A 23,260-nucleotide genomic window follows, 5' to 3' on the forward strand; every position below is an offset into this window, starting at 1 on the left:
GAGCAGCACGCGCCGGAGGAGACGCCGCAGCGCCGCTGGACGCTCGCCTCGGACGACGTCGGAGATCAGGCTCGGCGCCGCTCCGAGCACCGCGACGCCCCAGAGCCCGAGCAGCAGCGCCACGACCGCCGCGACCACCGCGAGCCCGACGAGAGCGAGGTCGACGACATCGCTCGAGTCCAGTCCGAACCGGACGGCAGGGACCGCTGACCGGCGGCTCACGCGGAAGGGGTCCCGAACCGCGGCGCCAGGCGGTTCTCGACCATCGAGAGCGCGGACCCGATCGCCATGTGCATGTCGAGGTACTGGTAGGTGCCGAGCCGGCCGCCGAAGAACACGTCGGTCTCGTCCTGCATGAACTCGCGGTACCGCAGGAGGCGGTCTCGGTCCGCCGGGCGGTTCACCGGGTAGTACGGCTCGTCCGTCGGTTCGGCGAACCGGGAGAACTCCCGCATGATCACAGTCGCGTCCGCCGGGCTCTCCCGCTCGGGGTCGAAGTGCTTGAACACGTGGAACCGCGAGAGCGGCACGTCGAGCTCCGAGTAGTTCATCACCGAGGTGCCCTGGAAGTCGCCGACCGGCAGCACCTCGCGCTCGAAGTCGAGGGTCCGCCACGACAGCGCGCCGAGGCTGTCGTCGAAGTACCGGTCGACCGGCCCCGTGTAGACGATCGGCAGCTGCCCCACGGTGGCGGCCCTGCCGAACCCGTCGGCGGTGAAGAAGTCGGTCTCCAGGCGCAGGTCGATGCGCGGGTGGTCGGCCATCCGGCTCAGCAGGGCGGTGTAGCCGTCGACGGGCAGCCCCTCGTGCGTGTCGTTGAAGTACCGGTTGTCGTACGAGTACCGCACGGGCAGGCGCGAGATCACGTCGGCCGGCAGCTCCGTCGGATCCGTCTGCCACTGCTTGGCGGTGTAGCCCCGGATGAACGCGTCGTACAACGGCCGCCCGAGAAGGCTGATCGCCTTCTCCTCGAGGTTCGCCGGGGTGCGCTCGCCGAGCTCCGAGGACTGCTCGGCCACCAGGGCCCGCGCCTCGGCGGGTCCGAGGGCGGCGCGGAAGAACTGGTTGATCGTGCCCAGGTTGATCGGCAGCGGGTACACCTCGCCGCCGTGGTTCGCGTACACCCGGTGCACGTACGACGTGAACGCCGAGAACCGGTTCACGTACGCCCACACCCGCTCGTTCGACGTGTGGAAGAGGTGCGCCCCGTACCGGTGGATCTCGATGCCCGTGTCCGGGTCGAGCTCGCTGTAGGCGTTGCCGCCCAGGTGGTCGCGCCGCTCGATCACCGTGACGTTCAGCCCGTAGGCGTCGGCCATCCGCTCGGCGACCGTCAGCCCGAAAAAGCCGCTGCCGACGACCAGCAGGTCCGTCATGCCGCTCCTCCCGTCGCACCGTCCTGGAACCCGCGGTGCAGGACCCGCCGGTAGGACGTGCGCCGGACCGCTTCCGGCAGGAGACGGTATCCGCCACGCACGCACACGTTCCTGAGGAACTGGCCTGAGGTGGTGAAGCCGAGACGGCGGAGGAGACGCTGCAGCTGGAGCTCGGCGCGCAGCTGCCCGAGGCCGCCGCGGCGGGCGTACGCGCCGGCACCGACGCGGTACTTCACGAGCGGCTCCGGCAGGTTGGCGACCTTCGCGCCCGCCATGAGCATGCGGGCGAACAGCCAGTAGTCCTCCATCAGCCCGACCGGGCGGTAGCCGCCCGCACGCAGCACCGCCGCCTTGCGGTAGACGACCGTCGGGTGGTTGAAGGGGTCGTGGAAGCGCGCGTAGCGCTGGATCGTCGCCTCGCCGATCGGCGGCGTGCGGCGTCCGACGGTGACGGCCTCGTCGTCGACGAACTCGAGGAGGCCCGCGCCGACGAGGTCGTAGCCCTCCTCGACGACGGCGAGCTGCCGCGCGAACCGCTCGGGCATCGCGACGTCGTCGGCGTCCATCCGTGCGACGACCTCGTGCCTGCAGGCGTCGAGCCCGGCGGTCAGCGCGTCCGCCAGCCCGACGTTCTGCGGCAGCACGACGTGGCGCACGGGGACGGGTGAGCCGGCGACGAGGGCGGCGATGGTCGCGGCGAGCGGGGCGGGGACGGGGCCGTCCTGCACGAGCACGACCTCGTCGGGGCGACGGGTCTGCTCGTCGACCGAGCTGGCGAATGCGCGCTCGAGCTGGGCCGGATCGTCGCGGCCGTACACGGGCAGCAGCAGGGAGAACTCCGTCACGTGCCCCGCCGCGCCGGCGCCTCGACGCGGACGACCGCCTCGGTGACGGCCCCGAGGTCGGAGAGCGCGTCGGCGTTCAGCCGCGGGCGGCTGCCGAATCCCGCGATGAGGCCGCGCCGCAGCTGGGTGAGCAGGAAGCCCCGCTGGTGCGACCGGCGGATGGTGCGGCCCCAGCGCAGCAACGTCGCACCGATGTACACGAGCTTCTCGATCGGGTTCAGGCCGTGGCTGAAGACCATCAGCCAGATCTTGTTCCGCACCTCGAAGAAGAACCGGGCGCCCGGATCGACGTCGGTGTCCGCGCGTGCCTTCGTCTTGTGCACGACGACGCTGCTGGGCACGGAGAGCCCCCGCCCGTGGCGCAGCATCCTCGTGGAGAACTCGAAATCGTCGTTCCAGATGAAGTAGTCGGCGATCGGCAGCCCGGCCTCACGCACCCGCTCCGACGACACGAGCATCGAGACGAACGACGACGACCGCACCGGCACGACGCCGAGCTCCGTCGCCTCCTCCACCTCCTGGCGTCCGGCGAACGGCTTGCGCCGCGGGGTGTTCATCGGATGGTCCTGCCCGTCCGTCCACACGACGCGGCTGCCCGCGAGCACGACGCCGGGGCGGTCGGCAGCGCGGAGCAGCTCGGCGAGCGCGGTCGGGGTCGGGATCGTGTCGTCGTCCATCACCCAGACCCAGTCGGGCTCGTGCCGGGCGATCGCCACGGCGATGCCGGTGGCGAAGCCGCCCGCGCCCCCGGTGTTGCGCGCGAGGCGCACGACGTCGATCTCGGGCCAGTACGTGCGGGCCGTCTCGGCGGAGTCGTCGTCCGAGTGATTGTCGATCACGACGACCGCGGCGGGCGCGAGGGTCTGCGCCTTCACGGCCGCGAGCGCCTCGAGCAGCAGCTCCTTGCGGTTGTAGGCCACGATGACGGCGACGACCGAGGGATGCGCCTCGTCGGCCGCGCTCTCACTCGGGGTCACTGGGGTCACTTTCCGGGGTACAGCACCGCTGGCGGCGGCTGCGTCAGTGTATCCATGCCCTGGCGGACCAGGGCATCAGGCACCCGGCCTTGGCGGGTCGGACCGGCGCCGGCGGGTCCCGGCACCGCCGGCCGGGTGCCGCCGATGTGGCGTCCTCCGGCCGACGGGCACAGGCTACTTCACGGTGACGGTCGCCCTGCCGTCGCTCCAGACGATGGTGCCGTGCTGGAACGTCTGCGTGGAGACGGATCCCTGCACGGTCGCGTCCTTGAGGGGCCAGCCGAGCGCCCCCGCCGGACCGCCCGCGGTCAGGTAGGCGGCGAGGAGGTTCAGCCGAACCGCGGCCGTGCCCGCTGCGGACGCGTACATCCGCCCGCTCGTGAACACCACCATCGTGCCGCCGCCGTTGTCGGCGACCGCCTGGGTGGCGCCCGGCCAGCCGAGCGAGCCGCTCACGCCACCGCGCCTGAGGTAGAGCGCGAGCATCGATCCGGTGAGCGGGTGGGACTGCTTCGTGCGCGACGAGTAGAAGAGCGTGCCGTGCGCGAAGGTCTGGCTCCAGCCGCCGCCGTTCGCGGAGGACTGCCGCGCGGGCCCGGCGACCCAGCCGAGTGCTCCCGCCGGGCCGCCCTCGGCCGTGTACTCGCGGAAGAGCGAGCCCGTGACGCTCGTGATCGCGGTGCCGCTGCGATACGTGGCTCCGGTCGCGAACGTCTGCACGGTCCGCGTCGAACCGGCGGCCGTCACCGGGGCCTCGGCCGAGGCGGGCCAGCCGAGCGAGCTCGCCGCCTCCCCGCGAGCGCGGTAGAAGGTGAGGACCGCTCCGGTGACCGGGTAGGCCTTCTTGGTCGCGGACGAGTAGTAGACGGTGCCGCCGCCGAACGTCTGCGTCCAGCCGCCGCCCGCGACCGACGTCTGGCGCGCCGGGCCGGTGACCCAGCCGAGCGACCCGGCCGGGCCGTTGGTCCCCCGGTAGGCCGTGAAGAGCCCGCCCGTCACGGCGGTCACCGTGGAGCCGGTGCCGTAGGCCGCGCCGTGCTGGAAGGCCTGCACAGTCCGCGTGGCGCCGTGTGCCGTCAGGCTCGCCGCCCGGCCCACGGGCCAGCCGAGCGAGCTGCCCGCGGCTCCCCGGGCCGTGTAGAACGTCAGGATCGCGCCCGCCACGGGGAAGGTCTGCTTCGAGACCGAGGAGTAGTCGAGCGTGCCGCCGCTGAAGGGCTGGATCGAGCCGCCGCCCGACGCCGAGCTCTGGGAGGCCGGCCCGGTCGCCCAGCCGAGCGGGCCGGTGGGGCCGCCCTCGGCGACGTAGGCGGTGTACAGGGTCCCCGTGACGGTGACCACGGTCGACCCCGTCAGGTAGGCCGCGCCGGTGCCGAAGGTCTGCACGACCTTCGCGGTGCCGTGCGCCTCGACCGTCGCCTGCGCCGAGACCGGCCAGCCGAGCGTCCCGGACGGACCGCCGCCGGCGACGTACCGCGTCAGGATGGCGCCGGTGACGACGATCGCCGGCTTCCCCGTCGGCACGTAGAGCCGTCCCCCGGTGAAGACCTGCGAGGTCCCACCGCCGGCCGCGGTCGTGCTCGCCGCGTCGGCGACGGGCCAGCCGAGGACGTCGAACGCGTCGGCACTGGTCGTGAACGCGGTGCGCACGGGCCCGAGCACCGCGGCGGTGCCGGCGCGCGAGCTGTAGACGTCGCCCTTCTGGAACGCCTGCACCGTGCCGGAGATCCCCGCGGCGGTCCGCGCGGCCGCCGCCTTCGTCGGCCAGCCGAGCTCACCCGCCGGTCCCTTGCGGGCGGCGTAGCCGGCGTCGATCGAGCTCGGCACGCCGAACCCGCCGACCCCGGACTGGAAGTAGACGGTGCCCTTCGTGAAGTGCTGCACCCATCCGGTCGTGAGCGGCACCGCCGTGTCCTTCGGGAACCCCATCGCGCCGTTGACGCCGGAGAGGGCGAGGTAGGCGACACGGAGGTCGCCGCGCACCGCGAAGGTGCCGGCGGCGGACGAGTAGAGCTCCCCCGACGCGAACCTCTGCATCAGGCCGCCGCCGTTCGCGGTGACGGTCGACTGATCCGCGGTCGGCCACTGCAGGGTGCCGCCCACGCCGCCGCGCCGGTCGTACTCGCTGAGGAGTGCACCCTTGATCGCGAAGGTGCCCGCCTTCGAGCTGTAGACCGTGCCGTGCTGGAAGGCCTGCGACGTGCCGCCGCCGTTCTTCGTCGAGGCGACGGCGTTCGCCTTCGGGGTGCCGAGCGCGCCGGACCCCCCGCCGTGGGCCGTCCAGTAGGCGCCGATCGCGCCCGTCACCGACAGGTGGGTGGAACCGAACCACTGCGTGAAGTAGAGGTAGAAGTTCCGGTTGCCGTAGGCGGAGCAGGAGTTCCCCGTGCCGTAGCCGGCCGCGAGCGCCGCGGAGTTGGGCACGTAGGGCGTGTAGTAGTAGAGGCTCGCCGTCGCCTTGTTCGCGATCTTCACGGCCTTGGAGCCGCAGGTCTTGTCCGGGTTGTACGGGATGCCGGACACCTTGCCGACGGGGAACCAGCTGAACGAGGTCCACCCCGCGCCCGTGGTGCCGGGAGGCGTCGTGTACCGGATCAACCAGTACCCGAGCCCGTACACCTGGTTGAAGAACCCGTACTTGGTGGAGTCGCAGGGTGCCGTGTCGGGGCAGCCGAGGCCGGTCGCCGAGCGGTAGGCGTTCGGGTACCAGCTCAGGTTCACGCCCGTGATGAGCCCCTGCTCCTTCTGGAGCGTCACGAGGATGACCTGCGGGTTGATGCGGCAGGCGTGGGCGACCTTGAAGATGATCGTCGCCGCGGTCTCGTTGCTCGCCCCCCTGTACGTGCTGCACATGAGGTTCGCGGCCATGGTCTGCGTGTTCGACCGGTAGGACTTGAGGCAGGTGTAGCCCGACGCGCACGTGGGCTGCTGGACGTTGAGGAAGGACTGGATCTGCGCGACCGACATGGTCGACGGGTTGTACATGACCGCGTCGCTGATGATGTCGGCGGGGTCGAACGAGCTGAGGATCGACGCGGTGGACGAGGTCGACACCGTGGTGGCCTCGGCGCCCGTCGACGTGCCCGCGACCCCGGCGACGGCGATCGCCGTTGCGACCGCGCCCGTGAGGAGCGTGACGGCCAGCCGTCCGACCCGGCTCACTTGGTCACCTCCACGGTCTTCGGATCGGAGACCCCGGTCGCGGCCTTCGACGAGTAGGAGACGTGCACGGTCCACGTCCCGGCGGTCAGGGCGCTGCCCCGGACCGTCAGCGGGTTGCAGCCCACGTAGGTGGAGACCGCCGCCGCGGGTGCGGACACCGTCCTCGTGACGCCGCCCTTGGTCACGCTGGCCGTGCAGGTGCCACCGCTCTCGACGATGCCGGAGACGATCGCGCTCACGTCGAGCTCGCCGCTCGAGGCATCCCAGTAGGCGAGGGTGACGAACGGCGAGACGGCGCGCTTCGTGGTCCCCGGCGCGAGCGTCGGCGTGGGGGTGGGCGTCGGCGATCCGAACGGCGTGGCGCTCGGATCCGGGACGGTGGTGTCCGACTCGGTCGGGGACGGGAGCGGGATCGACGGGTCGATCACCTCCGTCTGATGCGGTGACGACGTCACGACCGGGCTCGGCGCCACCTGCAGCAGCGAGCACGACGACAGTGCGACGAGCGCGGCGACCGATACGGCCACCGCTCCCCCTGCGCGCACCCAGGCAAAAGCGTTGTGTTCCCCCACCTGGTCAGGGTAGGCAGCGCCCGGGCGATGAATCACCAGGTCGGAGGCGTGTTCCGGCGCGTCGGACGACCCCAGTCCGGGGGGCCCTCCCCCGCTCGGGGGGCGGAGACCGGGCCGGTCGCCCCCCGTCCGGGGGCGGCCTGGGACAGGCGTGCTGCAGGCGGCGGCCGCGCGCTGCCGCGGCCGGGCATCCGACCCCGTGTACCGTGAACCGGTCATGACCTGGATCGGCGCCGCCCTGCCGGTCGTCGCGACGATGCTGGTCGTGTTCGTGCCCGGCACCGCCCTCGCGGCCGCCCTGAAGGTGCGTGGTGCGACGGCGCTCGCGCTCGCGGGACCGCTCGGGTTCGGCACGATCGGCGTGGCGGGGGTCGCCTCCGCGGCCCTGCACGTGCGCTTCGGCTGGTGGTCCGTGGCGGTCACCGCGGCGGTGGCGGGGCTGGTGCTGCTCGGCGCGCGGCTGCTCGCGTCCCGCTCCGGCGCCCCCCTGCAGGGCTGGGACTCGTGGCGTCCCTCCGCGGTGCTGCCGGTCGTGCTCGGCGTCGGGATCGCGAGCGTCGCGATCGGTTCCATCGCGTTCGCAGCGGTGCCGTCCCCCGACCGGGTGAGCCAGACCTACGACGCGGTGTTCCACCTGAACGCCGTGCAGTCGATCGTGCAGAGCGGCGACGCCTCGAGCCTGCACCTCTACCGGCTCACCCACCCGACGCAGACGACGGCGTTCTACCCGGCGGTCTTCCACAGCATCGCGGCGATCGCCGCCGAGACCACCGGCGTCCCGGTCCCGGTCGCGGTGAACGCCGCGTGGATCGGGACGGCCGGGCCGGTCTTCGCGTTCGCCTGCGCCTTCGCGGCCCGCGTGCTGTTCGGCGCGACGGCACTCCGGCGGGGCGAGGCGGCCACCGCCGTGCAGCCGGTGCTCGTCGCGAGCGCCGGCGCGGTGCTCGCCTCCGCCTTCGTCGCCTTCCCCTACCTGCTGCTGGACTTCGGCACGCTCTACCCGAACGGGCTCGCGTACACGACCCTCCCCGTCGGGCTCGGACTCGTCGCGGCCCTGACCCGCTGGCCCGAGCACAGCCCGTGGCGCCCGGAGGCACCAGGGCCCCGGTGGCGCACGGTCCTGCTGCTGATCGGCTGGCTCGGCGCGGCCGGCTTCACGCATCCGCGCTCCGTGGTGGCGATCGCGGTGCTCGTCGCGCCGCTGCTCGTCGCCTGGTTCGCCGCGCGGATGCGCGCCCTCGCGCTCCGCAGCCCTCAGGGCGCCCGCCGGGCCCGGCTGATCGTCGTCGTCGTCGTGGCGGCGGTCGTGCTCGTCGCGGCGGGAGCGCTGCTCTTCGTGCTCCACTACTACGACGTCGGGCACCGGCCGATCTCCGACCACCTGAACGGCGGTCCCGCGAAGGCGCGGGAGGGCTTCGGAACGGCCGTGCTGCAGGGGCTCCTCGCGACGAGCCTCGTCTCGCCGAGCCAGTCGCCGCTGCCGCCTGCGGTGCTGCTCGCCGTCGTGGCGCTGGCCGGGCTCGTCGCCCTCGCGCTCCGGCCGGGGCTGCGGTGGGCAGCCGTGACCTACCTCGTGATCGTGCTGCTCTACGCCGCGGCGGCCGGCAGCGACAGCGACCTCGCGAAGCTCGCGACGGGCCTCTGGGACAAGGACAAGTTCCGGATCCTCGCGATGCTGCCGACGATCGCCGTGCCGGTCGTCGCGTGGATCGTTGCGGCGGGCGGCGCCGAGCTGGTCGCCGTGCTGCGCCGGCGGACCCACCGGCGCCAGGACCCCCGCGACCGCACGGTCGTGGCCGCGGTGGCCGTCGCCACCCTCCTGGTCGCCGCGGTCAGCTGGTTCGGGCCGGCGCTCACCGGCGTCGGCACCGCCATCGGCACCGTCTTCTCGCTGCCCGACTCCGACAAGCAGCAGCGGCTCCTCGACGCGGACGAGGTCCTGCTGCTGCAGCACGTCGGGCACTTCGTGCCGGCCGGACAGGTGATCGCCGACGACCCGTGGAACGGCACCGCGCTGGCGTGGGCGCTCGGCGGCCGGCAGACCCTCTTCCCGCACCTCGGCGGCTACTGGGGCACGGAGCGCAAACTGGTCGCCCAGCACCTCGATTCGGCGCCGCGGGACCCCGCGGTCTGCAAGGCGGTCCGCGACCTCGACCTGCACTGGCTGCTGGTGGATCCGCAGCGCCTCTGGAACAACACCGCCGAGGCTAAGGCCTTCTTCGGCATCGACCGGGCGGCCACGGGCAGCGGCGTGCAGCTGGTCGCGTCGTCGGGCTCGACCCGGCTCTACCGCATCACCGCCTGCTGGGGCTGACCCGCTCCCCCTCCGCCGTTCTCAGGACCTCCCGCGGGACACGCGGCGTTCGAGACGCATTCTCCTGACCACCTCCGCCGGGTCCTGGGAACGGCGGATGCGGGGGCGGCGACCGTCAAGCCTGGAAGGCCTGCACCAGGGTCATCAGCAGCTGGGTGGACCGTGCGAGGACCAGCCCGATCAGGTAGAGCAGGCCGCAGAGCGCCCAGAAGCGGTTGACGGTGAGAAGCCACTTCGCGCCGCGGTAGGCCATCGCCGTGATGATCGGCACGACCGCGGCCATGACGGGCAGGTTCGGGTCGATGACCGCCGTGTCGCCGGAGCACGCCCACCACAGCGAGAAGAGCACGAGCGTCAGCCCCGCAGCCCAGAGCTCGACGGGCAGGCGCCGGGCGATGACGAGCAGTCGGGGGCCGGTCTCCTCCGGCCGGGGCACGGCGAAGTAGCGGACGACGCCGGTGCCGGCGGCGAGGAAGAGGAACGCGGCCAGCACGATCGTCGTGAGCGGCGTGAAGTGCCAGGCGTCGAAGACGATGACCTGCTGCTGGAACCACGGCACGAGGGCATGCGGCTCGAACTCGCGCAGGAACTCGCCGGCGCGCGCGGCGTACCCGTCGGCGCCGAGGTCCGCGAACCAGAGCAGCTGGCCGAGCACGAACGGCACCGCCCACGCACCGACGAACCGGCCGAGGTCCCGCACCCGGTCTCGCGCCAGCGGCCCGGAGGGCGAGGGGAAGAGGGCGAGCGCCACCACGAACGCGGGCAGCGCGAGCAGCATGAGGGCGTGCGCGACGGCCGCGACGCCGAGCAGTACGGCCGGCAGCACGCGGCGCTGGGGCAGCAGCGCGACGGCGGCCGCGAGCAGCGACGCCGCGATCCAGCCACCGGTGGCGACCGACGGCCCGTAGATGATCGCGCTCGGATCCGCGCGGAGGTTCAGCGCGAGCACCGCGAGGATCGCGCCGACGCCGGCCCAGCGGCCCGCGGCACGGCGACCGAGGACGTAGAGGCTGACGAGCAGCACCGCGTGGAAGGGGAGGATCAGCGCACGGGCGACCTCGACCGGGAGACGGATGAGGTCGATGCTCGCCTGCTCGGCGGCCGTCACGGGGGCGAGCACGAGCACCGCGAAGAAGATCGTGAGGTGCACCGCGACGAGCACGGCGAGCACGACGACGAACAGGACGTCGGTGGGGGACTTCGGGCGGGCGGCGCGCAGCGCCGGGGAGGCCGCGACGACCCCGTCGCGCAAGCGGGTCACGGAAGACACGGCCTCGAGGGTAACGGCGACACGCCGCGAAGCGAGCCCTTGCCCTCGGGCGCGCCGTCCACTATCCGGCGGCCTTCAGTGCGGAGCGGACCGTCGCCCTGATCGCCGGGTAGTCGGGAGCCGAGGGATCCTTCACCCGCGGCGGCACGAACTCCACCGTCGTCGTCTTCTGGCCGCGCGCCTTCACCGCGACGCCGGCGAGCTCCCCGAGCAGCCCTTGCGGGATGTCGGTGGTGACCGCGGCGGACCCCGCCTTGCCGATCGCCTCGAGCCGCGTGAGCAGCGTGACGGGGCTCATCTGGTGCAGCATCGCCGTCTCGAGCTCCCGCTGGCGCGCCATGCGGTCGTAGTCGGAGGTGCCGTGCCGGCTGCGGGCGTACCACATCGCCCGGTTGCCGTTCATGTGCTGCACGCCCTTCTCGATCCAGACCTTCACGCCCGTCGGGTTCCCGTTCGCGTCGACGCCGCCGCCGATGGGAAGGCGCTCCTTCACGTCGATCGTCACGCCGCCCATCGCGTCGATCAGCGCGCCGAACGCGCTCATGTCGACGAGGACCGAGTACTGGATCGGGATGCCGAGAGAGCCCTCGACGGCCTCCTTGGTCGCCTCGATCCCGGGCTGCGTGTGCTGCGCCTTCGCGTCGGGATAGAGCTGCGGGCTCTTCAGCTGCACCTCGGTGTAGATCGAGTTCAGCTCGCAGACGTCGACGTTGCAGGTGTCGTGCCAGCCGTACCCGTGGGGGTACGCCTTCAGCATCGGGGAACCGGCGGCGAACGGCATCTGGTCGAGGTCGCGCGGCAGCCCGAACATCGCCATGTGGCCGGTCAGCGCGTTCACGCTGACCACCGAGATGCTGTCGGGACGCAGACCGGATCGGCCCGGACCCGCGTCCCCGCCGAGCAGCAGGATGTTGTAGCGGCCGTCCACCGGCATGGCGTACCGCGTGCCGGCGAAGAGCGACCCGAGCGCGTCCTTCGCCTGCCCCGCCACGACCGCGCCCTGCACAGCGGCGCCGGTGCCGGCGACGAGCGCGACGACGAGCAGCCCGGCCACGGCGATCCGTGAGCCCGGCCGCACGGTGACGAGTCGCACGAGCCGCAGCGTGTCGAGCGTGAGCACGATCCAGAGCACCGCCCACGCGAGCACCACGCCCTGCAGCACGGTGAGGCCGACCGCGTTCGTCGGCACGGACATCGGGACCTGCGGCAGCACGACGAAGAGCCCGGCGGCCAGCAGCGCGGCCACCAGCCCGAGCAGCCAGACGCCGAGCGCGAACCGGCCGAGACGGCGGTTGCCCGCGAGGGCCTGGGCGGTCCCGGGCACGAGCACGTGGAGCACGAGCAGCCACCACGCGCGCCGCGTCATCAGGGCCGGGTCGGCGCCGTTCGGGTCGCGGAAGACGGATGCGCGCGACGCCCGCGGCGTCTCGGCCCGCGGCCTCGCGGCCGAGAGCGTCATCGGACGCCTCCAGGGAACGGATCGCGCGTCGGGGTCGGCATCGCGGCAGGGTACCGCGGGGCCCTATGGCGGGGTCGCGCTCGCGCAGCGCGTCGGCGGCGCACCCGCATCCGACGCTCGCCCCCCCTCACCGGGACCGGGACCGGGACGAGGCCCTGCCGGAGGAGCGCCGGGTCAGCGCACGGCGGCGGCGACGACGCGCCGGATCACCGCGTAGTCCGGGGTGGCGGGCTTCGGCACGAGCGGCGGGTCCAGCTCGACCTGCTTCAGCGGCTGCGACCTGGCCTTCAGCGAGAGCACCGTGAGGTCGCTGAGCACGCTCTGCGGCAGATCGGTCACGACCGCTCCCGCGCCGGCGGCGGCCACGGTGCGGAACTGCAGCAGCACGTTCGCAGGATTCGCCTGCGTGAGCAGCGCCTGCGCCACCTGCTGCGTGCGCCGGACTCGGCCGTCGTGGCTGCCGGCGCCGCGGAGGAACGCGACGACGCGGGCCCCGCCGAGATGCTGCTCCCCCGCCGCGAACCCGGGCGGCGGCGGGTCCCGCACCGTCAGCGTCGTCCCGCCGAGCGCGTCGACGAGCCGCCCGAAGGCGTCCTGATCGAGCTGCACCGTGTACTGCAGGTCGATGCCGAGCGCGCCCTCCACCGCCTCGCGCACCGCGTCGTCGCCCGGAGAGGAGTGATCGGTGCGCCGTCCCGGGTAGACGGAGTCGCCGACCGCCTGCGCCTCGCTGTAGAGCGACCGCAGGGTGCAGGGCTTCGCGATGCAGCCGCCGACCCCGTAGCCCTTCGGGTACAGGCGATGCATCGGTGACGACGCCGGGAACGGCATCCGGGACAGCTGCATCGGCACGCCGATCGTGACCGTCCTGCCGGTCGTGCCGTCGACGCTGAGCACGGAGACGCTCTGCGGGACGAGGGCGGACGATCCCGGCTTCCGCGCCGTTCCCACGAGCAGGATGCCGTAGCGCGCCGGCGCGGCGACGGCCTTCCCCGGGGGCGCCTCGGGGAAGACGGAGACGATCGCCCCTCGGGCGACGCCGCTCAGGTACGCGCCCCAGGTCGCGCCACCGGCGCCCACGACCGCGAGCACCACGAGCACCCCGGCGACGATCGGCCTGGCGAACGGCGTGAGCCGCAGGACTCGCGCGATCCGGAGCGTGTCGAGCGTGAGCGCGAGCCAGCCGACCGCGAGCACCAGGAGGCCCACCTGCAGCACAGTGAGACCCGTGGACGAGGTGAGGATCGACACGAGGACGTCGGCCTGGACGACCTGCACGAGCACGGCGGTGAGCAGCAGCGCCCACAGCACCGCGACGATGGCGACCGCGACCCGGCCGACGGCGCGGTTGCCGGCGACGGTCTGCGGGCTGCCGGGGAGGACGACGGCGAGGGCGACGAGGATCCACGCCCGCCGCGTCATCTGCTCGCTACTGCGCCCGCGCGTCCGCGCGAGGGGGCCGTCGGCCGGGAGCAGCGGCCGTCGCCGCTCGGCGTGCCGGCCGGGCCAGCTCACCCGAGCTGCTCCCGGTCGAGGCCGGCGTCCTTCGCCGCCACGGACCGTGCGAGGTCGGCGGTGTGGGCGCGCAGGCGCTCGGTGAGCCCGGGTTCGGCTGTCGCCAGGATGCGCACGGCGAGCAGCCCGGCGTTCGCGGCGTTGCCGATCGCGACGGTCGCGACGGGCACGCCGGTGGGCATCTGCACGATGGAGAGCAGCGAGTCGAGGCCGTCGAGGGTCTTCAGCGGGACCGGCACGCCGATGACGGGCAGCGGGGTGACGGCGGCGAGCATGCCGGGCAGGTGGGCGGCGCCGCCCGCACCCGCGATCACGACCTTCAGGCCGCGTGCGGCGGCCTGATCGCCCCAGTCGAGCATGGCGCGCGGGGTGCGGTGCGCGGAGAGCACCCGCGCCTCCCACGGCACCCCGAAGTCGGTGAGCACCGCCGCGGCCGCCCGCAGGACGGGCCAGTCGGAGTCGCTCCCCATGGCGATGCCGACGAGCACAGCACTCCCAGCGTCCCCCACGCGCCCCATGCTAGGTGGTGCCGTCGAGGCGCGCAGCGGCCGCGCGCGCCCGGAAGACGAGGTCGTCGAGGTCGTCGCCGGTCACGGTGACGTGCCCGATCTTGCGTCCGGGACGCGGCGTCTTGCCGTACAGGTGGAGCTTCACGGTGGGGTCCTCGGCGAGGAGCGCGGGCACCCGGGAGTCGAGGTCGCCGTCGGCGGGACCGCCGAGCACGTTCACCATCACGCTCCACGGGGCGTGGCAGCCGGTCGCCCCGAGCGGCAGGTCGAGCACCGCACGGAGGTGCTGCTCGAACTGGCTCGTCGTCGATCCGTCGATCGTCCAGTGCCCCGAGTTGTGGGGGCGCATGGCGAGCTCGTTCACGAGGATCCGCTGGTCGACCGTCTCGAAGAGCTCGACCGCGAGCACGCCCGTGACGTCGAGCGCCTCGGCGACCGTCATGGCGATGTCGCAGGCGATGTCCGCGATGCGCCCGGCGCTGCGCGGCGCCGGCGCGATCACCTCCCGGCAGACGCCGCCGCCCTGCACCGTCTCGACGAGCGGCCAGGCGACGATCTCGCCGGACGGCCGGCGCGCGACCTGCTGCGCGAGCTCCCGCCGGAAGTCGACGAGCTCCTCCGCCAGCAGCGGGCCGTCGGCGAGCCAGTCCGAGGCCTCCGCTCCGGAACCCACGACGCGCACGCCCTTGCCGTCGTAGCCCCCACGCGGGGTCTTCACGACCGCGCGACCACCGGTGGTCACGAGGAACGCATCGAGCTCCACCTCGTCGGCGACCTCGGCCCAGACCGGCTGCGGGACCCCGAGCTCGGCCATCCGGCGCCGCAGCACCAGCTTGTCCTGGGCATGCGCGAGCGCTCCCGGCCCCGGGCGCACCGCGACCCCGGCCTCGACGAGCGCGGCGAGCACCGCCTGCGGCACGTGCTCGTGGTCGAAGGTGACCACGTCCGCCTCGCGCGCGAAGCCGAGCACCGCCTCGGCGTCCGTCGCCGCGCCGATGTCGGTGACCGCGATGCGGGCCGCGGCGTCGGGCCCTTCACCGAGCACCGCGATGTCGATGCCGAGCTCGACCGCCGCCGGCACCATCATCCGAGCCAGCTGTCCACCGCCGATGACTCCGACCCGCATGGCTGCCACCCCGATTCTTGCCCGCTTCTCAGCGGCGCACGACCTATGCTGCGCGGAACGGTCCGGCCCCCGCGCAGCGCTGAACGTCCGAGCCCGCCGGATCCGAGGCCCTGAACACGAAGAGAGCGTATGCGTCGTCCGACCGTCGGTGCACTCGGGCGGCAGCTCGTGCAGTTCGCCCTGGTCGGGGGCGTCGGTTTCGTCGTCGACACCGCCGTCTTCAACCTGCTGCTGTTCACGGTCTTCGACGGGTCGCGGATCCACGCGGGGCCCCTGCTCGCGAAGACCGCGTCGACGATCGTCGCGATCGCCGTCAACTGGGTCGGCAACCGCTACTGGACCTTCGGTCCGCACCGCAGCACCCGAGGCGCGGCCGAGGCGCTGGAGTTCCTCGCCGTCAGCATCCTCGGGATGCTCGTCGGCCTCGGCTGCCTCTGGGTGTCGCACTACCTGCTCGGGTTCGACAACCGGCTCGCCGACAACCTCTCCGCGAACGTGGTCGGCCTGCTGCTCGGCTCGGCGGTGAGGTTCGCGCTGTACCGGCACTGGGTGTACCACCCGCGGCGGGCGAACCGCGTCTCGGCGGCCGGCACGGCGCCGGTCGCCGAGTAGCCGCCGCGCCCGGTCTCAGCCGGCGCGGCGGGCCGACTGCGTGGCGGCGGCCTGGTCGATGAGGTCGGCCACCGCGCGCTGCACCAGCCGGGCCCGTGGCACGTCGCGGAGGATCATCGTGCCCTCGGCGCCGGCGTGCACGATGACGTCGCCGCTGCCCGTGAGCAGCTGCAGCGGGCCGCGCCGCAGGGTGGCCTCGGAGCCGCGGCCGAGCAGGAACTCGGTGCGCTCCCGCACGACGAACCCGTGCTTCACGATGAGGCGGCGGGTCGTGATGATCGTGATCCGGTTCAGCCAGAGCACCAGCGGCACCAGCGAGAGCAGCACGACGAGCACGGCCGCGACAATCGGCAGCGCGGCGTTCAGCCACGGCGCGGGCAGACGCCCCCACCAGTACCCCGTGCCGAAGCAGACCACGAGGAAGACGATCGCCGGCCAGACGAGGTGTCGGCCGGAGCGGCGCATGCGCACCACCACGTGCTCGGGCTGCTCCCGGACCGGCGGCGGCGCCGGGGCACGGCGTTCGGTGGCACGGCGGTCAGCGCGACCGGGCATCGCCCGGGTCCCGCCCCCGATCGCCATACCCTATTCATACCGCAGGTGCTCGACGTCCCCTGTGGCGATCGCCGTGGTCCTGGCGATCCGATCCTCCGCGACCTCGATCCGGCCGTCCTCGTCGATGCCCGTCGCCCTCCCGGTGCGCACAGATCCGTCCGGGAGGCTCACCCGCACCCGCCGCCCGATGGTCTCGCAGACGACGAGGACGGCGTCGCGGAGCCCGGACGCGACGGGGTCCCCGCCCGCCTCCTCGAGCGCCGCCACGAGCGGCCGCAGCTCACCGATCCAACCGGCGACGAGCGCATCGGGGTCGATCGGGCCGCCCTCGATCGCGAGGGAGGTCGCGGTGGGCACCGGCAGCTCGTCCGCGGCCAGCCGATGGTTCAGCCCGGCGCCGAGCACCGCACCCGTGCCGCCGGGCAGCACCTCGGCGAGCAGTCCGCACACCTTCCTCCCGCCGATCAGCACGTCGTTCGGCCACTTCACGGCCGCCTCCACGCCCACCGCGCGCAGCGATCGCGCCATCGCCGTGCCGGCGAGCAACGACAGCCAGCCGTACCGCTCCGCCGGGATCCGAGGTCGCAGCAGCACCGAGATCGCGAGCGAGGTGCCGGGCGGCGCCGTCCAGGCGCGGCCGAGGCGACCCCTCCCGGCGGTCTGCGTGTCGGTGAGCAGCACCGACCACGCGGGCCACGCATCCGGGTCGGCGGTCGCGAGCCCGACCAGCTCCGAGTTCGTGCTCGCCGCACGATCGCGCCACTCCATCCGGGGCACCAGCGCCGCGGTGCGGGGAAGATCCACGCCCGCAGCCTACGAGCGCGGCCACGGATCGCGGCCTGCGCCCGGCGCTAGGCTCGCTCGGGTGACCGACCTCGACCAGGCATCGGCTGGCGCCCCCATCACCACGGCCGCCCGACTGGCCGACCTCCGCGAGCGCTACCACGAAGCCGTGACCGCGAGCGGCGAGGCGGCGGTCGCCAAGCAGCACGCCAAAGGCAAGAAGACCGCCCGCGAGCGCATCGAGCAGCTGCTCGACCACGGCACCTTCGTGGAGCTCGACGAGTTCGTGCGCCACCGCACCAACGCCTTCGGCATGGACGCGAAGCGGCCGTACGGCGATGCGGTCGTCACCGGACTGGGCACCATCCACGACCGTCAGGTGGCCGTCTACTCCCAGGACTTCACCGTCTTCGGCGGCTCCCTCGGCGAGGTCGCCGGCGAGAAGATCATCAAGGTGATGGAGCACGCCCTGAAGACGGGCGTGCCGATCATCGGCATCCTCGACTCGGGCGGCGCCCGGATCCAGGAGGGCGTCGTCGCGCTCGGCAAGTACGGCGAGATCTTCCGGCGCAACACCGCCGCTTCCGGGGTCATCCCGCAGATCTCGATCGTGATGGGTCCCGCGGCCGGCGGTGCCGTCTACTCCCCCGCCCTCACCGACTTCGTGATCATGGTCGACAAGACCAGCCAGATGTTCGTCACCGGCCCCGACGTCATCAAGACCGTCACCGGCGAGGACGTCGGGATGGAGGAGCTGGGCGGCGCGTACACGCACAACACCCGGTCCGGCGTGGCGCACTACCTCGCCTCCGACGAGGACGATGCGCTCGACTACGCGCGCACCCTCATCGGCTACCTGCCGGACAACAACCTCACGGATCCGCCCCGCTACGCCTCCACGGCGGAGCTCGAGGTCACGGACTCCGACCGGCGGCTGAACACCCTCATCCCGGACAGCCCCAACCAGCCGTACGACGTGCACGAGGTCATCCAGGCGCTCGTCGACGACGGCGAGTTCCTCGAGACGCAGCCGCTCTACTCCCCCAACATCGTCGTCGGCTTCGGCCGCATCGAGGGCCGCACGATCGGGGTCGTCGCCAACCAGCCGAGCGCCATGGCCGGCACGCTGAACATCGACGCCGGCGAGAAGGCGGCCCGGTTCGTGCGGTTCTGCGACTCCTTCTCCATCCCGATCCTCACCCTCGTCGACGTGCCCGGCTATCTGCCGGGCACCGACCAGGAGTGGACGGGTGTCATCCGGCGGGGCGCCAAGCTGCTCTACGCCTATGCCGAGGCGACGGTGCCGCTCGTCACCGTGATCACCCGCAAGGCCTACGGCGGCGCCTACATCGTCATGGGCTCCAAGCAGCTCGGCGCCGACCTCAACTACGCGTGGCCGACCGCCGAGATCGCGGTCATGGGCGGCCAGGGCGCCGTCAACATCCTGTACCGCGGCGAGATCCGCCGGGCCGAGCAGGCCGGCGAGGACGTCGACGCCGTGCGCACCCGGCTCGCCAACGAGTACACCTACAACGTCGCCAGCCCGTTCCTCGCCGCCGAGCGCGGCGAGCTCGACGGCGTCATCGAGCCCGCCTCCACCCGCACCACCGTCATCAAGGCGTTCCGGGCGCTGCGCACCAAGCGCGCCAGCATGCCGCCGAAGAAGCACGGGAACATCCCCCTGTGACCTCATCCGAGACCCCGCACGTGCTCGGCGGCTCGGCCACGGACGAGGAGATCGCCGCGATCGCGGCCGTCTTCGCGCAGCTGCAGGCCGAACGGGCCGCAGCAGGAGCCCGGACCATCCAGCCCGGCACCGCCCCGTCCCCCTGGGAACGCCGCCACGGGCTTCGACGGCCCAGCGACATGGAAGGCCGCTGGACCGATCCCCGGTGACCCCAACGGGGGTGACGGAACGACCTGTCGAGTGTGATTTGTACCCCGAATGTCCCCGAAACCACCTACTGCGGGCGCGGGCGTCTCCCTGCAGAATAGGGGTACAGCGTCGGCCGACCCACGGCGACGCGACCGGGCGGAACGCCGATCAGGGTAAGCAGGCGTCCGTCGGGGGCGAATCGACGAGATATTCGGGTTGTCTCCTCGATTCGGGGGTGTACAGGGGCCGGTCTGGGGAGGCCGGCCCCTTTCTTTGTTCATGGTCTTCGATCCGTACACGGATCGAAGACGTCGTGGGCAGTCCGCTCCGGGCCGGCGTGGCGGCCCTTCGCTACCGTTCCGCAGATCGGGCGCCGGTCGACACGGCCTGACCCATGACGCGATGGATGACGGCGGTCTTCGGGTATGCGCCTCCGCGTGAGCCGATCTCGAACAGGTCGAGCATGAGGAACAGCGGGTAGTCCGGCGCCTGATCGAGCGTGCGGACGACCGCGCCCTCGCAGCTGATCACGGTCGTGCCACCTCCCCACACCACCGTCCAGGTATGCGGCCGGACGGCGCGGAACGGGAGAAGGACCTCGGCCATGTCGTCATGGAGGCGCGGGTCGTGGTGCGCCTTGATCCCGGATCGCGCCGTCGTGCTCTCCGGGCCGATCGCAGACGCGTCGATCTCGAAGATGCAGATCTCTCCCGCATCATCCTCGGAGCGGTGCTCCGTTCCGATGAGCCAGGCCGCGAGCATGCAGCTCGACCCCGTGGCGGCACTGACCGTCACGGTGAGTCGCCCCGCCGATGGCGCCCACGACAGCCGGGTACCGGTCGCCGTGCGGACGACCAGACCGTCCGCGCGGTGCCGGTGGGTGCCCCGGGTGGTTCCTTCAGCGCCGGAGTGGACGCCGGTCTGCAGGTTGCTGACGCGGAGCGGGCCGTCCTCAGGACGCCAGTCGGGTTGGTCCTCCTCGATCCGGAGCTGCAGGCCCTCAGCCACGACGGCGTACCGGGCGGCGGACCGATCGGGCGTCGTCCACTGCGGCAGGTACTGCGCCACCCACAGGTCCCCGCGCAGCTCCGGGCCGGGGAAATCGTCGACGAAGGCCCGACGTGCTTCGGAAGTGGGCGGATGCGCACCGTCATCGGTCACACCGGCCATCCTCCCGGTGCGCGCACCGGGCGACCACTCGCGCGACGGTGGAGCGGGCGGAACGCCGCCGACGTCCAGCGCCGCCGCCCGAGGCGTCGGCACCACCGGTCGGACGGGGACCCGCCGACGGTCTAGACCTGCACCGGGGTCGGGGCGCCCACCGGGCGCTCCAGCTCGAGCCAGAGGTCCACGTCCTCGTCCTCGTCCTCGATGCCCAGCGCGCTCGCCGCCGAGGTGCCGCTCGACAGGCCGACGACGGTCACCGCTTTCGCGGACCCCTTCGGCGCCGTACGGATGATGATGCGGTCCGACCGCACGCGGCTCAGCGCATCCGCCACCTGGTCGAGCACCGGATCCAGCAGCTCCGCGTCGATGTCGTCGACACCGCCGTCGTCGAGCACCTGCACGAACGCGCCGCGACGGCGGGCCGCGATGACCTGCTCCCGCACCCGGTCGTTCAGCAGCCGCCGGCCACGGATCTCGTCACGGATCGACTGCTCGAGCACCCGGCACTCGTGCCGGTCGGCCTCGTCCAGCTCCCCGCCCACCTCGGCGATGCGGCGCAGCATCGGCACCGCCATGCGGCTCGTCTGCGTGAGCCGCACCTGGCGCTCGAAGTGGTGCGCGTCCTGCGCGGCCTGCCACTCCACCGCCTCCCGCTCGGCGCGGGCGAACTGCCGCACGTCGACGGTCGCGCGGGCGAGGGCCCGGGTGAAGACGTGCGCGATGCCCACCCAGAGGATGTCGCCGAGCACGCCGAACCGGGTCAGCCCGATCGGCCCCGCCCACGCGATCGTCTGCGTGACGAGCAGGCCCAGCCCGAACCAGGCGTAGGTCGTGTGACGGCGCACCGCGGTGACCGTGAGCAGGGTGCCGACCGCGGCCACGTACCAGGTGGCGTACCCGAGGTCGCCGCCCCTGGTCAGGTCGATGGCGCTCGCCACGAGCAGCGTGATCGAGAGCCCGGCGCCGACGTTGAGACCCGCCAGCCACACCGGCATCCCGACGTTCCGCCCCACCGTCACCGACAGCACGGTCACGACGGCGAACAGCACGAGCGCCGCGATGACGCGCTCCACGTGCTGGGCGTACTCGCCCGTCAGCACCGCCGACACCCCGAGGATCACGTGGTACAGCGAGAACCCCGTGGCGAGGGCCACGAGCAGCGGGCGCGGGATGGTGATCATCCGAGTGCCAGCGCCGTGATGTCGACGGGCTCCGACGCCTCCCGGGCCGCAGCCGGCCAGGACAGCACGATCGTGGTCCCGAGGCCCGGCGCCGTGCGGATGTCGGCGTCGCCGCCGACCAGCCGGATGCGCTCGAGGATGGACACCCGCACGCCGAGCCGTTCGCTCGGCGCGAGGGCCGGGTCGAAGCCGGCGCCGTTGTCGCTGATGATCGACTGCACGCCCCCGGCGGTCGTGCCGCGGAGCACGACGGTGCGGGTGAGCTCGGGTCCGCCCGCGTGCTTCACGCTGTTCGTCATCGCCTGGACGGTCGCGGACACGAGCGCCTCGGCGACCCCGGTCGGCACGCTGCGCCCGTCGAGCGCTTCGCTGCGCACCTCGAAGCGGTCCACGACGGCGAGCGCATCCTCCTGGATGCGCGGCACGAGCTCCCCGAGGGTGACGTGCGGGCCGGTGTCGGCCGCCACCGTGGCGCGGGAGAGGTGACCCATCGCGTTGCGGGCCATCCGTGCGGCCAGGTCCTTCGCCTCCGCCGTCTGCGCGGCCGCGGCGGACAGGAACGTGGTGAGCACCGAGTCGTGCACCAGCGCGTCGGTGCGCACCCGCTCGGACTCCATGGCCTGGTCGATCTGGGCGGCGGCGTACCGCTGCAGCGCGTTCGTCTGCGCCTGGTCCACCTGACGGGCGGCGAGCCGCACGGCGACCGTGAGGATGAGCAGGCCCAGGTTCAGGGCGACCGCGTAGACGGCGTCGAGGAGCGCCCGGGCCGGGTCGACGCTCCCGCCGGGCATGGACGAGCGGAGCAGCCCGATCGCGACCCCGATGACGGCCGTGTAGATCGCGGGGGTGATCCACTCGCGGCGTCCGACGATCATGAACCCGCTCGGAACGGTCGAGAGCTGGATGATCCACGGGATCTCGCCCGCGGGGAAGGCGCCGTGCAGCGAGGGCACCCACAGCGCCAGCGCGACCAGGTAGGCCGCAGCGGCGGTGAGGAAGATCTGCGTCGTCCACTGCCGCAGCACGGCGGCGAGCCCGGCGATCAGGATCGTTCCGTACACGAGCACGACGATCGCGTGCCCGAGGGCGGAGTTCATCGTGCCCGCCTGCGCGATCAGGGCCGGCAGGCTCTGCACGCTGAAGAGCAGGCCGAAGAGGCTCATTGCGACGGCGAGGGTGATCTCGACGCGGCGCGTCCCGATCGGCGAGACGAAGTTGCGGGCTTCAGCCGCCGTCGGATCGAGGAGCGCGGGCTCCTCAGACCTCATCGTCATCGGCGTCGATGTCGAGGTTCGGCAGGATGCCGTCCTCCACCGCGCGGCGGAGCAGGTCCACCTTGGTGGGGGCCGGGCGGCCGACCTCGACGTACTTGACGCGGATTCGGTCCAGGTACTCGCGGACGGTCGACGGGGCGATGCCGAGCTGCTCGGCGACCATGCGCAGCGGGAGACCCGACGCGTACAGGTTCAGCACGTCACGCTCGCGGCGGCCGAGCTGGGCCTTCGCGAACTCCACGTCCGCGTCGATCGCGCTCGCCCACTCGAGGTTGTTCAGCACCTCGCCGCGGGCGACCGTACGGATCGCGGCCATGACGGTGGCGGTCGCCGCCGACTTCGGGATGACGCCCGCGGCACCGGCGGCGAGCGCCTCACGGACACCGGCGGCGCGGTCGGCGATGGAGTGCACGAGCACGCCGGCACCGGTGGCCTGGATGTTCTTGACGTTCTCCGTGATCGTGGAGCCGTCGCCGAGGGACAGGTCGAGCACGACGACGTCGGTCTCGCGACCGTGCAGCCGCTCGATGAGCTCGCCGACCGTCGCACCCTCCTCGACGAACTCGAAGCCCTCGCGCATGCACGCGGCGCTGAGGCCGAGTCGGACGGATTCGTGGTCGTCAACGACGGCGACGCGGACGAGCTCGGTCATGATCTCCGGCTGTGCGTTCGTGATGGTCATCAGGG

General features: G+C 72.8%; 21 protein-coding genes. 4 read left to right on the plus strand and 17 right to left on the minus strand.

All coding sequences use genetic code 11. From position 1 onward, the window contains the following. The 6 genes from JWQ92_RS09680 to JWQ92_RS09705 form a co-directional block, all read right to left on the minus strand. On the minus strand, nucleotides 1–222 hold a 222-nt coding region (locus JWQ92_RS09680; protein ID WP_297344248.1), incomplete at its 3' end, for a hypothetical protein. Next, nucleotides 219–1,376 (minus strand): UDP-galactopyranose mutase, encoded by a 1,158-nt coding sequence (gene glf, locus JWQ92_RS09685; RefSeq protein WP_297344249.1) that lies wholly within the window; start codon nucleotides 1,374–1,376, stop codon nucleotides 219–221. The genes JWQ92_RS09680 and glf, both read right to left, overlap by 4 nt. Continuing rightward, the gene (locus tag JWQ92_RS09690; RefSeq protein ID WP_297344250.1) at nucleotides 1,373–2,221 is read right to left on the minus strand and encodes a glycosyltransferase; all 849 of its coding nucleotides are present in this window, start codon (nucleotides 2,219–2,221) and stop codon (nucleotides 1,373–1,375) included. The genes glf and JWQ92_RS09690 overlap by 4 nt, the downstream gene beginning before the upstream one ends. Further along, nucleotides 2,218–3,198 carry a glycosyltransferase gene (locus JWQ92_RS09695; protein WP_297344251.1) on the minus strand — a complete coding sequence of 327 codons (981 nt, stop codon included), beginning with the start codon at nucleotides 3,196–3,198 and terminating at the stop codon, nucleotides 2,218–2,220. Before JWQ92_RS09695 ends, JWQ92_RS09690 begins: the two co-directional genes overlap by 4 nt. A 174-nt stretch (nucleotides 3,199–3,372) precedes the next feature. Continuing rightward, nucleotides 3,373–6,360 carry a hypothetical protein gene (locus JWQ92_RS09700; RefSeq protein WP_297344252.1) on the minus strand — a complete coding sequence of 996 codons (2,988 nt, stop codon included), beginning with the start codon at nucleotides 6,358–6,360 and terminating at the stop codon, nucleotides 3,373–3,375. Next, on the minus strand, nucleotides 6,357–6,887 hold the full coding sequence (locus JWQ92_RS09705; RefSeq protein WP_297344253.1) for a hypothetical protein: 531 nt from the start codon (nucleotides 6,885–6,887) through the stop codon (nucleotides 6,357–6,359). Before JWQ92_RS09705 ends, JWQ92_RS09700 begins: the two co-directional genes overlap by 4 nt. Nucleotides 6,888–7,149: 262 nt before the next feature. Here JWQ92_RS09705 and JWQ92_RS09710 point away from each other — a divergent pair, with 262 nt between their 5' ends. Then, complete coding sequence (locus tag JWQ92_RS09710) at nucleotides 7,150–9,246, plus strand: DUF6541 family protein (RefSeq protein ID WP_297344254.1); 2,097 nt, start codon at nucleotides 7,150–7,152, stop codon at nucleotides 9,244–9,246. A 115-nt stretch (nucleotides 9,247–9,361) separates the two neighbouring features. Here the strand turns inward: JWQ92_RS09710 and JWQ92_RS09715 are convergent, their stop codons facing one another. The 5 genes from JWQ92_RS09715 to JWQ92_RS09735 form a co-directional block, all read right to left on the minus strand. Further along, nucleotides 9,362–10,516 (minus strand): hypothetical protein, encoded by a 1,155-nt coding sequence (locus JWQ92_RS09715; protein ID WP_297344255.1) that lies wholly within the window; start codon nucleotides 10,514–10,516, stop codon nucleotides 9,362–9,364. 61 nt (nucleotides 10,517–10,577) lie between these two features. Further along, nucleotides 10,578–11,975, minus strand: coding sequence for an LCP family protein (locus JWQ92_RS09720; protein WP_297344256.1), 1,398 nt, complete (start codon nucleotides 11,973–11,975; stop codon nucleotides 10,578–10,580). A gap of 174 nt (nucleotides 11,976–12,149) precedes the next feature. Next, nucleotides 12,150–13,490, minus strand: a complete 1,341-nt coding sequence (locus tag JWQ92_RS09725; protein WP_297344257.1) for an LCP family protein — start codon at nucleotides 13,488–13,490, stop codon at nucleotides 12,150–12,152. Further along, nucleotides 13,487–14,008, minus strand: coding sequence for a 5-(carboxyamino)imidazole ribonucleotide mutase (gene purE / locus JWQ92_RS09730; RefSeq protein ID WP_297344258.1), 522 nt, complete (start codon nucleotides 14,006–14,008; stop codon nucleotides 13,487–13,489). Before purE ends, JWQ92_RS09725 begins: the two co-directional genes overlap by 4 nt. A 1-nt stretch (nucleotide 14,009) precedes the next feature. Continuing rightward, nucleotides 14,010–15,125, minus strand: coding sequence for a 5-(carboxyamino)imidazole ribonucleotide synthase (locus tag JWQ92_RS09735; protein ID WP_297344279.1), 1,116 nt, complete (start codon nucleotides 15,123–15,125; stop codon nucleotides 14,010–14,012). 129 nt (nucleotides 15,126–15,254) lie between these two features. Here JWQ92_RS09735 and JWQ92_RS09740 point away from each other — a divergent pair, with 129 nt between their 5' ends. Continuing rightward, nucleotides 15,255–15,737, plus strand: coding sequence for a GtrA family protein (locus JWQ92_RS09740; protein WP_297344259.1), 483 nt, complete (start codon nucleotides 15,255–15,257; stop codon nucleotides 15,735–15,737). Nucleotides 15,738–15,752: 15 nt separating this feature from the next. Here JWQ92_RS09740 and JWQ92_RS09745 read toward each other — a convergent pair whose 3' ends face one another. Further along, entirely contained in the window at nucleotides 15,753–16,319 is a 567-nt protein-coding gene (locus JWQ92_RS09745) for a PH domain-containing protein (RefSeq protein ID WP_297344260.1), read from the minus strand. A gap of 3 nt (nucleotides 16,320–16,322) precedes the next feature. Then, on the minus strand, nucleotides 16,323–17,096 hold the full coding sequence (locus tag JWQ92_RS09750) for a biotin--[acetyl-CoA-carboxylase] ligase (protein ID WP_297344261.1): 774 nt from the start codon (nucleotides 17,094–17,096) through the stop codon (nucleotides 16,323–16,325). 61 nt (nucleotides 17,097–17,157) lie between these two features. Between JWQ92_RS09750 and JWQ92_RS09755 the strand changes: the two genes are divergently transcribed. Together JWQ92_RS09755 and JWQ92_RS09760 are read left to right on the plus strand one after the other, a co-directional pair. Continuing rightward, the gene (locus JWQ92_RS09755) at nucleotides 17,158–18,762 is read left to right on the plus strand and encodes an acyl-CoA carboxylase subunit beta (protein WP_297344262.1); all 1,605 of its coding nucleotides are present in this window, start codon (nucleotides 17,158–17,160) and stop codon (nucleotides 18,760–18,762) included. Next, entirely contained in the window at nucleotides 18,759–18,971 is a 213-nt protein-coding gene (locus tag JWQ92_RS09760) for an acyl-CoA carboxylase subunit epsilon (protein ID WP_297344263.1), read from the plus strand. Before JWQ92_RS09755 ends, JWQ92_RS09760 begins: the two co-directional genes overlap by 4 nt. A 331-nt stretch (nucleotides 18,972–19,302) precedes the next feature. Here JWQ92_RS09760 and JWQ92_RS09765 read toward each other — a convergent pair whose 3' ends face one another. From JWQ92_RS09765 to JWQ92_RS09780, 4 genes are all read right to left on the minus strand, one after another. Then, complete coding sequence (locus JWQ92_RS09765) at nucleotides 19,303–20,112, minus strand: glycoside hydrolase family 16 protein (protein ID WP_297344264.1); 810 nt, start codon at nucleotides 20,110–20,112, stop codon at nucleotides 19,303–19,305. Between the two features lie 131 nt (nucleotides 20,113–20,243). Continuing rightward, complete coding sequence (locus JWQ92_RS09770; RefSeq protein ID WP_297344265.1) at nucleotides 20,244–21,299, minus strand: hypothetical protein; 1,056 nt, start codon at nucleotides 21,297–21,299, stop codon at nucleotides 20,244–20,246. Next, nucleotides 21,296–22,567 (minus strand): ATP-binding protein, encoded by a 1,272-nt coding sequence (locus JWQ92_RS09775; protein WP_297344266.1) that lies wholly within the window; start codon nucleotides 22,565–22,567, stop codon nucleotides 21,296–21,298. The genes JWQ92_RS09770 and JWQ92_RS09775 overlap by 4 nt, the downstream gene beginning before the upstream one ends. Continuing rightward, entirely contained in the window at nucleotides 22,557–23,255 is a 699-nt protein-coding gene (locus JWQ92_RS09780; protein ID WP_297344267.1) for a response regulator transcription factor, read from the minus strand. Before JWQ92_RS09780 ends, JWQ92_RS09775 begins: the two co-directional genes overlap by 11 nt. Nucleotides 23,256–23,260 lie beyond the last annotated feature (5 nt).

It is taken from the genome of Amnibacterium sp. (genome assembly GCF_025463795.1).
Lineage (GTDB): Bacteria > Actinomycetota > Actinomycetes > Actinomycetales > Microbacteriaceae > Amnibacterium.

Excerpts from the sequence above, each read along its gene's own strand:
- glf (WP_297344249.1), bottom strand. The coding sequence starts at position 1,376 with ATGACGGACCTGCTGGTCGTCGGCAGCGGCTTTTTCGGGCTGACGGTC.
- JWQ92_RS09710 (WP_297344254.1), top strand. The coding sequence starts at position 7,150 with ATGACCTGGATCGGCGCCGCCCTGCCGGTCGTCGCGACGATGCTGGTC.
- JWQ92_RS09720 (WP_297344256.1), bottom strand. The coding sequence starts at position 11,975 with ATGACGCTCTCGGCCGCGAGGCCGCGGGCCGAGACGCCGCGGGCGTCG.
- purE (WP_297344258.1), bottom strand. The coding sequence starts at position 14,008 with ATGGGGCGCGTGGGGGACGCTGGGAGTGCTGTGCTCGTCGGCATCGCC.
- JWQ92_RS09735 (WP_297344279.1), bottom strand. The coding sequence starts at position 15,125 with ATGCGGGTCGGAGTCATCGGCGGTGGACAGCTGGCTCGGATGATGGTG.
- JWQ92_RS09740 (WP_297344259.1), top strand. The coding sequence starts at position 15,255 with ATGCGTCGTCCGACCGTCGGTGCACTCGGGCGGCAGCTCGTGCAGTTC.
- JWQ92_RS09745 (WP_297344260.1), bottom strand. The coding sequence starts at position 16,319 with ATGGCGATCGGGGGCGGGACCCGGGCGATGCCCGGTCGCGCTGACCGC.
- JWQ92_RS09770 (WP_297344265.1), bottom strand. The coding sequence starts at position 21,299 with ATGATCACCATCCCGCGCCCGCTGCTCGTGGCCCTCGCCACGGGGTTC.
- JWQ92_RS09775 (WP_297344266.1), bottom strand. The coding sequence starts at position 22,567 with ATGAGGTCTGAGGAGCCCGCGCTCCTCGATCCGACGGCGGCTGAAGCC.
- JWQ92_RS09780 (WP_297344267.1), bottom strand. The coding sequence starts at position 23,255 with ATGACCATCACGAACGCACAGCCGGAGATCATGACCGAGCTCGTCCGC.